Annotated in this window: 12 protein-coding genes; 5 read left to right on the top strand and 7 right to left on the bottom strand. The window is 63.4% G+C overall.

Features of this window, described 5'->3' with window-relative positions; all coding sequences use genetic code 11:
* The first annotated feature begins 49 nt into the window (after positions 1-49).
* A complete protein-coding gene (locus ACR65W_RS03550; RefSeq protein ID WP_434498419.1) occupies positions 50-1,435 on the top strand; it encodes a hypothetical protein in 1,386 nt (461 codons plus the stop codon).
* A 9-nt stretch (positions 1,436-1,444) separates the two neighbouring features.
* On the opposite strand, the gene ACR65W_RS03545 is transcribed toward ACR65W_RS03550, so the two are convergent.
* Positions 1,445-2,257 (bottom strand): hypothetical protein, encoded by an 813-nt coding sequence (locus ACR65W_RS03545; protein WP_434498420.1) that lies wholly within the window; start codon positions 2,255-2,257, stop codon positions 1,445-1,447.
* A 32-nt stretch (positions 2,258-2,289) separates the two neighbouring features.
* Entirely contained in the window at positions 2,290-2,490 is a 201-nt protein-coding gene (locus tag ACR65W_RS03540; protein WP_123176748.1) for a DUF2905 domain-containing protein, read from the bottom strand.
* Positions 2,491-3,060: 570 nt separating this feature from the next.
* Between ACR65W_RS03540 and ACR65W_RS03535 the strand changes: the two genes are divergently transcribed.
* On the top strand, positions 3,061-3,744 hold the full coding sequence (locus ACR65W_RS03535; protein ID WP_434498421.1) for an alpha/beta hydrolase: 684 nt from the start codon (positions 3,061-3,063) through the stop codon (positions 3,742-3,744).
* Positions 3,745-3,859: 115 nt separating this feature from the next.
* Here the strand turns inward: ACR65W_RS03535 and ACR65W_RS03530 are convergent, their stop codons facing one another.
* The gene (locus ACR65W_RS03530) at positions 3,860-4,618 is read right to left on the bottom strand and encodes a class I SAM-dependent methyltransferase (RefSeq protein WP_434498422.1); all 759 of its coding nucleotides are present in this window, start codon (positions 4,616-4,618) and stop codon (positions 3,860-3,862) included.
* A gap of 107 nt (positions 4,619-4,725) precedes the next feature.
* On the opposite strand from ACR65W_RS03530, the gene gloB reads away from it, so the two are divergent.
* From gloB to ACR65W_RS03515, 3 genes are all read left to right on the top strand, one after another.
* Positions 4,726-5,502, top strand: coding sequence for a hydroxyacylglutathione hydrolase (gloB, locus tag ACR65W_RS03525; protein WP_434498423.1), 777 nt, complete (start codon positions 4,726-4,728; stop codon positions 5,500-5,502).
* Positions 5,499-5,951: a cupin domain-containing protein gene (locus tag ACR65W_RS03520; protein ID WP_434498424.1), complete on the top strand. Its 453-nt coding sequence runs from the start codon at positions 5,499-5,501 to the stop codon at positions 5,949-5,951. The genes gloB and ACR65W_RS03520 overlap by 4 nt, the downstream gene beginning before the upstream one ends.
* 86 nt (positions 5,952-6,037) lie before the next feature.
* Positions 6,038-6,877: a DUF5765 domain-containing protein gene (locus ACR65W_RS03515; protein ID WP_434498425.1), complete on the top strand. Its 840-nt coding sequence runs from the start codon at positions 6,038-6,040 to the stop codon at positions 6,875-6,877.
* On the opposite strand, the gene ACR65W_RS03510 is transcribed toward ACR65W_RS03515, so the two are convergent.
* The 4 genes from ACR65W_RS03510 to ACR65W_RS03495 form a co-directional block, all read right to left on the bottom strand.
* Entirely contained in the window at positions 6,878-7,876 is a 999-nt protein-coding gene (locus ACR65W_RS03510; RefSeq protein WP_434498426.1) for a biotin-dependent carboxyltransferase family protein, read from the bottom strand.
* The gene (locus ACR65W_RS03505) at positions 7,873-8,604 is read right to left on the bottom strand and encodes a 5-oxoprolinase subunit B family protein (RefSeq protein WP_434498427.1); all 732 of its coding nucleotides are present in this window, start codon (positions 8,602-8,604) and stop codon (positions 7,873-7,875) included. The genes ACR65W_RS03510 and ACR65W_RS03505 overlap by 4 nt, the downstream gene beginning before the upstream one ends.
* A 5-nt stretch (positions 8,605-8,609) precedes the next feature.
* Entirely contained in the window at positions 8,610-9,386 is a 777-nt protein-coding gene (locus tag ACR65W_RS03500) for a LamB/YcsF family protein (protein WP_434498428.1), read from the bottom strand.
* A gap of 507 nt (positions 9,387-9,893) precedes the next feature.
* On the bottom strand, positions 9,894-12,155 hold the full coding sequence (locus tag ACR65W_RS03495) for an ATP-binding protein (RefSeq protein ID WP_434498429.1): 2,262 nt from the start codon (positions 12,153-12,155) through the stop codon (positions 9,894-9,896).
* Positions 12,156-12,317 lie beyond the last annotated feature (162 nt).

Here is a 12,317-nt window from a genome sequence, read left to right as displayed (position 1 = left end):
ATCTTCGCTTTGTGCGCGCGAAGGTGAGCGGCGCCGGCGCAATTGTCAATTGGCGAAACCGCGTTTAATCTCACGGCTGTTGCGGTTGGAGTCTTTTGCACGAGCGATTGAACAATTGAAAGGGCTTTTCATGAAGGGAAAAGGCGAAACAACAAATGGTCCGGCCAAAACGCCCCGCCGCAGCGTTCGGATCGCCGCAAACTTCATTGTGATCGTCCTGTGTTTGCTTGCTGTTGAAGCCGGCTTCACTTTTTATTATTTTTTGAGCGAAGGAAAACTCGTCAGCCCACAAACGCGCGAAGAGGCCCGTACGAATACGTTCGTGGTGCACATGACGTCGAAGAGAAACGTCAAGTGCCGCTACATGGACACTGTTTACCCTCACCCTTATTTGACTAACGTTCATGCGGATAATCCGCCCTGCGACAATTCAGAGTTCGAGATAAACAATGTCGGCTTGTTCGGACGCGACTTTCCCTACAAAAAGGAGACCGATAATTTTCGTATCATGTTGAGCGGCGGATCGGTGGCCTCCATGTTTGGCCAAACGCAAAAAGATAAACCCAGATTTCTCGAAGAGCAGCTGAATAAATGCTATGTTCCGCCGGAGGGGCGGAGGACATTCGAAGTTTATAACGGCGCCGATGGCGGCTGGAAACAGCCGCAACAGGCCATCATGACCCTTCTCTTTGGTGAAGTTTTCGATGGCATCGTTACGTTGGAAGGCTTTAATGAGAAGGATATGCTTCTCGACAAATGGACGTCTTGGTCAAAACGCTTCGAATGGCCTTCGAACAACTTTATCTTAGTGAACCCATCCGCATCGGGCAGCTATCTGCCAGTACTCGGCGGCGCCGCGCTGAACTCATTCTATTCATTTTACTTTAATATGCCAATTTTGAGGTCATCAAACGCGGTATTCTTTTTGGTCGACGTGGCCCGCACCAAGCTCAACGGTTCCCTTTTAAAAAACATGGCGTCGCTTCATAAGTCGCATTTGACGAATTTTTCCGTGCCCAACGAATGGAGCCGCGACGAAGTATATGAGTACAACCTTGAGCAGTATAAAAAGTATTTTAGAACGACCGCTGCGCTCGCTCAGACGCAGGGCGCCAAAATAGCGTTCTTCATTCAGCCCTCGCCGGTTTACGGCAAGACCCTAACCGAAGAGGAAAAAGGCGTGGTTGGCGATTTGAGCTACAAGGATCTGTATCTCAAAATGACCGATACGCTGCTCAAGTTGAAGCAGGAGGGAATCGCCGTTCATAGCCTGCTCGACGTTTTCTCCGCGAGTCCAGACACGATTTACGCAGATCATATTCACTTTCTCGCCGACCCGGCGACCGGCGAAAGCGTCGGCAACCGTATCGTCGCCAAGGCGATCGCCGCTCGGCTGGCTGACGAATGGCGGTTTGAAAAAAAGTGCAGCGATTGATGAGCGGTCTCAGCGCGCCTCCGGGAAGGCCGCCAGCACCGCTTCGAGCGGCGCTGAATCGACCGTCATGCCGCCGTTAAATGGATTGTCCATCGCGGCGATCAGAAAGATCACCGAGCCGAGAAACAGCGCCATCGCGCCGCTCAGGATCAGATGGACATGGAGCTCCATGTCGAAGATGCATATCAGGCCAAGCAACAAGAAACCGCCGAGATAGACCACCAGCCACAGCGCCTCTGGAATGCCGTTCGCGCCGGCGGCGATGAGATAGCGGCGATGCTCGACAAGCGCGTTCAGGCGACTGAACGTCTCTGTCTGAACGATTTCCTCGCTTTTCAGCTTGGCTTGAAAACTCATCACCTGCGCGAAGAGCGCCGTCAGTCCAGGCGAACGTGAATGGGGGTCCTGAGGAACATTGGGCGGCGGATGGACAGCGTCGATCGCCTCGCGCGCATAGTTGCGCAGATTGTCCTGAAGCTCGCCCCGCGTCGGCTGCGGAAAGCCGTCGAAATCTCGATGAAGGGTGGCGATCGTCAACGCCTCCTTAGAGATGATGTCCTGAACGGAAGAAAAATCCTGATAGGCCTCGACCGCGAGCAATCCCAGCAAAATTCCGTAAAGCGCCGAAAAGGCGGCCAACGTCAACCCGATCATTTCATTGGCGTTGCGACGCCCATGCATCCACCCATGCGCGAGCCGATTGAAAAGAAAAACGCCGAGCCAAGTCACGGCGACCGAGCCGACGCAGAAGAGAGCGGCCATTTGCGAGACGGACAAACTTGTAAACGACTGCGGCACCGGCGCCTCCTTCTTCGGCGGCATTAGCGGACGCCTGCGTCGAATTGTCAAAAGGCTCATCGATTGAACAGCCACAAGAGCAGACTGATGACGACGCTCAAAATGAGCGACGTGGCGAGCGGAAAGTAGAATTTAAAATTGCCACGCTCGACGACGATATCGCCTGGCAGGCGCCCGAGGCCAAATCTCTCGCCGACCATCCACAGAAGGCCGAGGCCGACCATGACGAGCCCCGCAATGATGAGAAACTTGGCCACAGGGTCAGCCTTTCATCGCGTTCCTGATCGATGATGTTCCTTTTGCTATTTCGCGCATTTCGACGAAATCGCCAGCGGGGCCGCCGTGTTGTTCACCATTGCGTTTTCAGGTGACACATTGTCGCAAAGCTAGGAATCTCAGCGCGCTTCGCTTGACCAGCCCGTCGTCAAAGTTTAGGTGCCGACGAAGGGTTCGACGCCATTACATTCGCCTGCGGCGAACCGACGCAATCGAACCGACGGCGCATGGCGCGGCTCTTGCGGGAGCCTGTTCGAGACGCGGGCCGCGCGACGCTTCGCTAAGCAACTGTCTCACTGAATGGATCGCTCCTGATGCGATCGCCGGCGCGCAAGGTTTGCGTGCGATTATGAGGGTTCTCATGAGGCCTGATCACATTTATCTCGCCATGACCATGGTCAAGCACAGCACGCTGGCCGCCGCTTGCATCTACGCGTTCAAGATCGTCTCGTTTTTCGTTAAGACATTATAGTTTCGCGCGCCGTTGCGCCGGCGCCGCCCTTCGCGCATAAACCTCGCCACGCATCGATGCGACGAAGGGGCGCAGGTTCATGGCGGCGATTGATGGTCCGAGAGTGCAGGCGCGTTCCGGCAAGCCAAAGCAGCTCGTCGTTTTTCTTCACGGCTACGGCGCCGACGGCGCCGATCTCATCGAGATCGGCCGCCAATGGCGCGCCTTCCTTCCCGACGCTGATTTCGTCGCGCCGCATGCGCCCGACCGATGCGCCGCATCGCCGACCGGACGACAATGGTTTCCGCTCACCATGCGCGATCCCGAAGAGCGCTGGCGCGGCTGCGTCGCGGCGCGTCCGACGCTCGACGCTTTTCTGGACGCCGAGCTCGACCGGCGCGGGTTCGACGATCGCGCGCTGGCGCTGGTCGGATTCAGCCAGGGCACGATGATGGCGCTGCATACGGGACTGCGCCGCAAGCGCGCGCCGCGCGCGATTCTCGGCTATTCGGGAGTCTATGTGCTCGGGCCCGCGCAGGCGGACGAAGCGCCGCCGGCCTATGAGAAACCGCCGGCCGTCCTCTTGGCTCACGGCGAAGAAGACGAAATGATCCCGGTCGAGGCGCTGCTCATGTCCGCCAATGCGCTTGCCGACTCCGGCGTGCCGACCCAATGGCACCTCTCGGCGCGGCTTGGCCATGGAATCGACGAAACCGGATTGATCCACGGCGCCCTGTTCCTGGCTCAGTCGTTCGGCGTCGCCGTCGAACTTCGCCGACGGTGACGCGCGAAGTTATCGGGCGGGCGCCATCGGCGCGTGAAGACGATTTTGCCGCCGAACGCAATTGTCGCCCCATCGCATAGTCGCGCGCGATGGCTCGGCGTTTTGGCGCAAAGCTCTAACTTATTCCTTCCAGCCCCGCCTCGGCGCCGGCGGGCTCCATCGCCGCTTCGATTTCGATCGGGACGCGGCGCACGGCTCGGCGCATGACCGGGCGATAGAGCTGCTTCGTCGCTTCCACGATATGCACGCCGCCGCCGGGCAGCGAGAAGCGGCCGGCGATTCGCTCAAAGGCCGGCGCCGAGCGCAGCAGCGAAGCGCGCTGGAACGGCGGCACATAAAGCGCCTCGTCCCAATAGAGCGGCAGAAACTGCGCCGCCTGCAACAATTGCTGCAGCTGGCCGCGCGAATAGGGGTGGCCCTGTCCAAAGGGCGTCGTGTCGACGCGCGCCCAAAGCCCCGTGCGGCTCGGCGCGACGATCAGCACCCGGCCGCCCGGCGCAAGAATGCGCCAGATCTCCTCGAGCAGATCATGCGGGTGTTCGTCGGTTTCGAGCGCATGCACGATCAGGATGCGATCCATGCTGGCGTCGGGCAGCGGCGTCATCGACGGCTCCACCAGAGCGGAGGCGGAGCGCCCGTCGAGCGGCCAATGGACGACGCCCTGGGTGGCCGGCATAAAGGCAAGAACCCGCTGCGCTTTCTCGCGAAAGCCGTCGAGATAGGGGGTCGCGTAGCCAAGGCCGAGCACGCGCAGGCCGGCGTGGTCCTGCCAGCGCGCGCACACCAACCGCGACACAAGGCGGCGGGCGACCCCGCCCAGCGCCGTATCGTAAAACGCGCGCAATTCGACAACGTCGAGCATGACGCGGATCATCGGCGCAATCGGGCAATGGCGCAAGACGCTGGAATCGTTCGCACGCCGCAGTCGCGTTTTTTGATGAAGCGCGTTTATGATAGGGACCGCCCGAGGAGACAAGCCAGATGGCGTTGGAAGTCGCTCAGTTCATTTGCCTCAACGATAATTTCGGCTTGCTCGCTCATGAGCCGGAGCTCGGCGCGACCGCGAGCGTCGATGCGCCCGACGGCGAAGCGATCGCCAATGAGGCCGAACGACGCGGCTGGCCGCTGACGCATTTGCTTCTGACCCATCACCACGCAGATCACGTTCAGGGAACGCAGACGCTCAAGGCGCGCTTTCCGCACATGAAGGTGATCGGCGCCGCCAAGGACGCGCATCGGCTGCCGCCGCTCGATCGCGCGGTTTCGGAAGGCGATATCGTGGAAGTCGGCGAGGCGCGCGCGCGCGTCATCGAAACGCCCGGCCATACGCTTGGACACATCGCCTATTATTTCGGCGACGATGAAATTTTGTTTGTTGGCGACACGCTGTTCTCGCTCGGCTGCGGCCGCGTTTTCGAGGGCACCATGGACATGATGCATCTCACGCTCGAAGCGCTCGCCAATCTGCCCGGCGAAACACAGGTGTATTGCGGACACGAATATACGCAGGCCAACGCCAAATTCGCGCTCACTGTCGATCCCGACAATCCTGTGCTGCGCGAACGGGCGCAAACCGTCGCCGAGCTGCGCAAGGACAAAAAATTCACGCTGCCGACGACGATCGCGCTCGAGAACGCCACCAACCCGTTTCTGCGCGTCGAGGACCCGAGCGTGAAGGCCGCGATGGGCATGAAGGGCGCCGATCCTTTCGCCGTCTTCGCCGCGATGCGCGAGCGCAAGAACAGCTTCGCCGCATGACCAACGGGCTTTCGACGCAGGAGGTCGTGCGGCTCCTCGATCTCTCGCCCCATCCGGAAGGCGGCTTCTATCGCGAGAATTTTCGCGATCCCCAGTCGGTCGGCCCCCGCGCCGCCTCGACGGCGATCTACTATCTGCTTCCTGGCGGCGGGATATCCCACTGGCATCGGGTCGACGCCGCCGAAGTCTGGCACTTTTACGCCGGCGCGCCGCTGGAGCTTAAGATCGCGGCGCAGGGCGCCCCGACCGAAGTCTTGCGCCTGGGCGCCGGGCTCACGGCGGGCGAGCGGCCGCAAGCCGTGGTCCCCGCAGGCGTTTGGCAGTCGGCGAGAAGCCTCGGCCAGGGAGCGAGCGAATGGACCCTCGTCGGCTGCACGGTCGCGCCGGGCTTCGAATTCGCCGGCTTCGAGCTGGCGCCGGCGGACTTCTCGCCCGACTCTTTGCCTTGAACGCAAGGGCTTTCAGCCGATCGGGGGCTTTGACCGACCCGGCGGATAGTGTATCGGGTCGCAGACAATAAAAGAGGAAATGCCGAATGTGTTGGAGTGGAGAGGCGTCAACGGTGTTGGCGGCGGCGGGGATCGCCGGCGCGGCCTATTCGGCGCTCAAGAAAGACCCCGAACCGGTTGCTCTCTGGGTCTGCCTTCTCTATTTCGCCAGCATGGAGTCGCTTCAGGCGGTCGCCTATTCGGTTCTCAACCAATGCGACTCGCCGCTCAATCAATTGATGACCATGTTTGGTTATCTCCACATCACATTCCAGCCCTTCTTCATTAACGCCGTCGCGCTCTATTTCATGCCCAAGGACAGCACCCGCATCATTGCGCCCTGGGCCTATTTCGGCTGCTTCGTCGCGGCCATCGCCATGCTGCTCCAGCTCTATCCCTTCGACTGGGCTGGCCACTGCGCCGCTGGACGCCCGCTGTGCGGCGACATGCTCTGCACGGTCCGCGGCGAATGGCACATCGCCTGGCTGCTGCCGACGAATGGCATTGGCAATTCCATGGTCAACAATCCCTATCTCGGACGCGGCTACATCGAATATCCGCTGATGGCCTTCTACATCCCATCGCTTTACGGCAGCTGGCGCTTCATCCTGTTCTCCTGGCTTGCCGGACCGTTTCTCGCCGGCCTGACGACCAGCAACATCAATGAATGGCCGGCGGTCTGGTGCCTGTTTTCGATCGGGCTCGTGCTCGCCATCATCAAGACGCCGCTGCGCTATCACCTGCATGTCGGCGACCCGTGGTGGATGATGCTGATCAAATGGTGGAAGCGGCGCAAAGCGGCGGCAAAGGCGGCCCTCGCCGCGACGGCGCCGCAGCCGGCCGAGCCCGTCGCTCTCCTCACCGAGGTCAAAGAGCCGGCGGAATAATCAGTCTCGCGCGTTGACGACGCCGCCGACGAGATTTTCCGCCAGCAGCGACTCGGTGGTCAATTCGGCGCCTAGAGGCTCGCGCGTCGCGCCGGCCTCGATGGCCGCAAAATAGGCGCGGCGGACGGCGACCGCCTCGTCCCAGTCCACGGCGCGGAAGGACAGGTCTTCGCCGGGACGCAATTGCGCCAGCCGGCCGAGATCCGCCCCGATCACCGTCGCGATTTTCGGATAGCCGCCGGTCGGCTGTCGGTCCGCCATCAGCGCGAGCGGCGCGCCGTCGCCTGGAATCTGGATTGCGCCCATGGCGACGCCGTCGGAGACGATGTCATGTCCGCGCCGATGCCGGATCGCCGGCCCCTCGAGCCGATAGGCCATACGATCGCTGCGGGCGCCGATGCGCCAGCGTGCGTTCAGAAAGGCCTCGATCTCCTCCGGCGCGAAATAATCCGCCTGAGGCCCGAGAAGAACGCGGATCGGCGCGCCGCTTGCGGCGAGCCAAGGCGCCGCCAAGGCCAGCGGCTCCAGCGGCGGCGGCGCCGCCTCGGCAAACGTTAAGGCGTCGCCGGCGGCGAGCGGCGTTGGCCCGAGGCCGGACCGGGCGTGCGTCGCGCGCGAACCCAGCGTGGGCGCGAGATCGAGCCTTCCGCCGACGGCGACATAGCACCACGCCCCTGACCCGCCCGCGCGCAGCACGAGCCGTGCGCCGACAGCAAGCGGCAGCAGGCACGCCGGCGGCATTGGCCGCCCGTCGAGCCGGATGTCGAAATCGCCTCCCGCCACAGCGACGCAAAGCGTCGCGCCTTCCGCCCGAAGCGTCATGCCCCCGAGCGAAACTTCGATTGCGCTGTCGGCGCTGGCGGCGCGCGTCGCGGCAAGATAAGCGCCAAGATCCATCGGCCCCGCCGGCGTGACGCCGTAGCGCGAATGCCCGAAGCGGCCCTCGTCCTGGATGGTGACGCCGGGCCCGACGGCCTCGATAAGCAGCCGCGCGCTCAACGCAGCTTCTCCTGCCGCGCCACCGTCTCGCCGGCGCAGGCGCGCGCATCGAGCGCCAGGAATGTCTTTGCGTCGATCGGCTCAAAGCGCACGGCGTCGCCTGGCGCGACAAGAAAAGGCGGGTTGCGGTTCAGCGCGAACATGCGCTCAGGCGTGCGTCCGACGACATACCAGCCGGTCGGCATGGGACGAGCGGCGATCAAAGAGAGCGCGCCGCCGATCAGCGCCGCGCCCGGCGGCGTCGGACCGCGCGGGCTGACGCGCCGCGGGATCGCGAGCGCCCGAGGCAGTCCGCCGAGATAACACCACCCCGGCGCGAAACCATACATGTAGGCGCGATAGTCGGCGCCGGCGTGCAGCTGCACGATGGATTGCGCCGTTTGCCCGAGCCGCGCGGCGGCTTCGCCAATATCCTCCGCGAACTCGGGATCATAGCAGCAGGGAATGGTCCAGCGCGCAGCTGGCTGCGACGCCTCAACGCCGGCAGGCCCGATCACAGCGTCGATCGCCGCAATGAGCGCGGCGCGCGAAATTTCAAGCGGCTCGTAGCGCAGGAACAGCGCGCGGTAGGTGGGCGTCGTTTCGCGCAGGCCGGCCGGCGGCGCGGCGCGAAGACGTTCGTCAAGGGCCAGCACGCGCGCATTGACCGCCGGATCGACGCTGTCGCCGAATTCCACTGAAAGCGCCGCCTCGCCGCAGTCGAGAAAGCGCGGCGTCTCATAGTCCATCGCGATCACGCTCCTGCGAAGGCGCGCAGCTTCCAGCCGTCGCCTTCGAGCGCCGCGCGCAGGCTCCGGGCCATTTCAACCGCAAGCGGCGAATCGCCGTGGACGCAGACCGAGTCGATCCGCGTCGGCAAGAGTCCGCCGCTAATCGTTCTCAGACCGCCGCTGGCGAGCATGTCGCGCACGCGGGCGCAGGCTATCTCGATATCCTCGATCACCGCGCCTTCTTGTGATCTCGGCTGCAGCCGTCCGTCGTCCATATAGGTGCGGTCGGCGAAAATTTCATTCACGACGCGCAGCCCCGCGCGCGCGCCGGCGAGCGTTTGCTCGGAGAGCGCAATCGCGAGCAGCGCGAGCGACGCATCGACGCCGCGGACCGCGCGGGCGATGGCGTCCGCGACATCAGCGTCGCGCTCGGCGATATTGGCGAGCGCGCCATGCGCCTTCACATGCGTGATTCGATGTCCGCTCAAAGCCGCGAGCGCCTGCGCCGCGCCGAGCTGATAGGCGACCGCGCGCTCGATCTCCCGCGCGCTCATCGGCAAACTGCGCCGCCCGAAGCCTGCGAGATCCGGAAACGCGACATGGGCGCCGACCGCCACTCCCTTTTCTTTGGCGCGCGAGAATGTCGTCGCCATGATGTCGGGGTCCCCGGCGTGGAAGCCGCAAGCGATATTGGCGCTCGTCACGATGTCGAGCATGGCGTCGTCGTCGCCCATGCGCCAATGGCCGAAGCCTTCCCCAAGGTCGGCGTTAAGGTCGATGGTGCGAGCGGCGGAAGTCATGAGGAATGCGAGTCGCCTTCAAAAGAGGGCAGCGAGATTGGCGCAACCGCGCCGCGCGGGCAATCCGAACCATGCTCACGCTGCGCCCGCCCTCGACGCGCCCGCTGGCTTCAGCGCCGCGGTTGCAGGCCTCTGAAAGGGCGATCCGCCGCGGCGAAGATCGGCCCAACCCGCACGAATAGGGCAAGGCGGCGCTTGACAAAGACTGTGCCCTTTGGTGAAGCTGTATCGCGGCGAAGCCGGAAAAAATAGCCACTGGCTGGCGCAACGTGGGAGGAAATAAAAATGCAGTATCTTATCCCGGGACTTATGCTTGCTATCGTTGTCGGCGGCGCTCTCGTCGCGATGCGGATCGGCAAGTAAGCTCAAGAAATCAGGGCGTTTTACGTCCTATACGGTCCGTTGGCGGGCAGCGGCCTGGCGTAAGCGCCGACGTTATTGCGCCAACGGACTGAGCTGCTCCGGTTCAGCTCGTTTCCTCCGACCCCTCTTCCATCGACTTTCGGACTACTCCGCCGCGAGCGCTTGCGGTGACGGAAACGCGATTTCGATCAGCGTGCCCTCATTGTGACGGCTCTTAATGCTGAATGACGCGTGATTCGCCTCGATCAAGGCCTTTGTCAGCGGCAGTCCAAGCCCCGTTCCGCTCGCCTTGCGCGAAGCGCCAACCTGTCGGAACGGCTCCAAGGCGGTTGCGACATCCTCCTCCGACATGCCGACCCCAGTGTCTTTGACGCGGATGACGACAGAGCCGGCGTCGTTCAGCGCGCTTGACACGATGACCTGACCGCCAGGCTCGTTGAACTTCACCGCATTCGACAAAAGGTTGAGAAGAATCTGCTTGAGCGAGCGCGCATCGGCGCGCAGCGGCGGCAGTCCCGCCGCAAGCGCGAGACGCATGACGACGCGACCCTGATTGGCCTGGGCCTGCATGATCGACGCGCATTCGGCGATGGCTGCATTGGCGTCAACGCGCGAGAAGGAAAGCTCCATCTTGCCAGCTTCGATCTTCGAGAGATCCAAAAGATCGTTGACGAGGGATAAGACATGCGCGCCGGAAGCGCGGATGTCTTTCAAATATTCCTTGTAGCGGGGAGAGCCGATCGGCCCGAGACGCTCCTCCATCATCACTTCCGCAAAGCCCATGATGGCGTTCAGCGGAGTGCGAATCTCATGCGATACGCGGGTCAGGAAATCGGACTTCGCCGCATTGGCGCTTTCGGCGGCAAGACGCGCCGCTTCAAGCGCGCGGTCATCCGCGGATACGGCCTCCCGAGGCTCGGCGGAAACCAACATCACCGGCTTTCCATCGACGAACACCCGGCGCAGGATGAGATCGACGGGGAAGCCGCCGCGCAGCGGCGCCGTGGTCGGCGATACTCGCGCGTGGGCGTGCGGCTGGGCGTCAGTAAAACGCTGACTGAGGATTTGCGCGTCGGATGGGCTGAGCAAAGACGTCAAGTTGCGGCTCTCAACCGCAGCCGCCTCCATCCCGAAGCAAGCCGCGAATTGCGCGTTGGCTCTCACGACCATCCCGTCGGCCGCCACAATCGCAATCGGCGCGCGCGAGAGGTCGAAAGCCGCGCCAAGCAGCGCGCTCTCGGACTTCGCCCGCGCAAGCTTTTCTTCGAGCGCGCGCGCGAGCGCCAGGGCGCTTTGCTCCGGGCCCGGCGCGATGAACTCGAGATTGCGGCGCGTCGGCGCCGCTTGCTCGTCAGGCTCGGGCTCCGACGGCGCGGCGGCCTCCGCTGCGGCGATGACGAGGTCGCCTTCCGTGAGCGCCCGCGCGATTTCGTCAAACGCCAGGCGTTCGCTCGAACTGAGCGCCTCTCCCACATCGACGCGCGCCGCAGCCGGCGCGCGCAGCATCACGACATTGTCGCGCGACGCCTCGAAGGATTTCTCTTCAGAACTCGAACCGGAAGCGATCGCCGCAGCGGGTTCGGCGACTCGCCCGCGATCAATGTGCAACACGCCATAGCCCTGATAGCCGAGAAACCGCCCCGCGGAATCCGTCATCTGCAGAGCGCCGAGCGTCGTCGGCACACATCCGGCGTCGCCTTCCAAGGGCCACTCGACCTCGACGCCGCTCCACGCGCGGCGCGAGGCGACGGCGCGGGCAAATGCGGCGTCGAGCGTAAGGGACTGCGTCGCATCCTGCACTGAGCGGCCGAGGATGTCGGAGGATTTTTCGCCCACCACGTCGGCGAGCGTGTGGGTCACGTCGGTGAACCGTCCTGTCGCGTCGGTCTTCCATAAAAAGCGCGGCGAACGCGCGCCGTGTCGCGCCGCAAGGCTGCGGCGGAGGGCCGCCGTCGCGTCGCTGACCCGCGCTTCAGCCGAAGCGTCGGCCGCGCGCCGGTCCTGAGCTGGCGAATCCGCGCGCACGCCAAGCGCCGCGACAACGAAACAGTCGCCGCCTTCCGCGGTGAGGCTGCGGCAGAGAAAGGTGACCGTTTGCGCCTGCCCAGAAACATGAAAGCGTAGCCGCTCGAGACGAAGACCTGGGCGGCGGCGCAGTTCGCCGACAAGCTCGGCCAGACGTCGTGGCCCCGGATCGTCGCCGCGAAATAGCCGCTCAGCGAGCCCGCCGGCGTCTTCGCCAAAGACGGCGCGGGCGGGATCGTTCAGAAACGCAACGCGCAGGGGATCGCCGCTCGCCGCGATAATCGGCGCGCCGGAGGCGTCGAGCGCGGAAAAAACAGGATCCGCCGCCACGCAAGCGGCTGCTCGCGCGTCTTCATCGAGGTCCTGCTGCGAACCGCCCATTGCCTACCGCCTCAACCGACGGTCTCGCTCGCCGCGCGCTTCCCAGGCGTCTCGTCGGCTCGACGCTAACGGATGAAAGCAAATTAGTCGCCGCCGCGCGCAAGGTCTATGATTGTTGCGCGTTTTTCATAGTATTTCTACGCTTCCAGCACTTCCGTCCCC

This window comes from Methylocystis sp. (assembly GCF_051062815.1).
In the GTDB taxonomy this organism is placed as follows: domain Bacteria; phylum Pseudomonadota; class Alphaproteobacteria; order Rhizobiales; family Beijerinckiaceae; genus Methylocystis.
Note: the sequence above shows the minus strand (reverse complement) of the source record. Positions and strands in the feature narration are given on the sequence as shown.

Excerpts from the sequence above, each read along its gene's own strand:
- ACR65W_RS03545 (WP_434498420.1), bottom strand. The coding sequence starts at position 2,257 with ATGCCGCCGAAGAAGGAGGCGCCGGTGCCGCAGTCGTTTACAAGTTTG.
- ACR65W_RS03495 (WP_434498429.1), bottom strand. The coding sequence starts at position 12,155 with ATGGGCGGTTCGCAGCAGGACCTCGATGAAGACGCGCGAGCAGCCGCT.
- ACR65W_RS03535 (WP_434498421.1), top strand. The coding sequence starts at position 3,061 with ATGGCGGCGATTGATGGTCCGAGAGTGCAGGCGCGTTCCGGCAAGCCA.
- ACR65W_RS03505 (WP_434498427.1), bottom strand. The coding sequence starts at position 8,604 with ATGGACTATGAGACGCCGCGCTTTCTCGACTGCGGCGAGGCGGCGCTT.
- ACR65W_RS03500 (WP_434498428.1), bottom strand. The coding sequence starts at position 9,386 with ATGACTTCCGCCGCTCGCACCATCGACCTTAACGCCGACCTTGGGGAA.
- gloB (WP_434498423.1), top strand. The coding sequence starts at position 4,726 with ATGGCGTTGGAAGTCGCTCAGTTCATTTGCCTCAACGATAATTTCGGC.
- ACR65W_RS03520 (WP_434498424.1), top strand. The coding sequence starts at position 5,499 with ATGACCAACGGGCTTTCGACGCAGGAGGTCGTGCGGCTCCTCGATCTC.
- ACR65W_RS03530 (WP_434498422.1), bottom strand. The coding sequence starts at position 4,618 with ATGATCCGCGTCATGCTCGACGTTGTCGAATTGCGCGCGTTTTACGAT.
- ACR65W_RS03515 (WP_434498425.1), top strand. The coding sequence starts at position 6,038 with ATGTGTTGGAGTGGAGAGGCGTCAACGGTGTTGGCGGCGGCGGGGATC.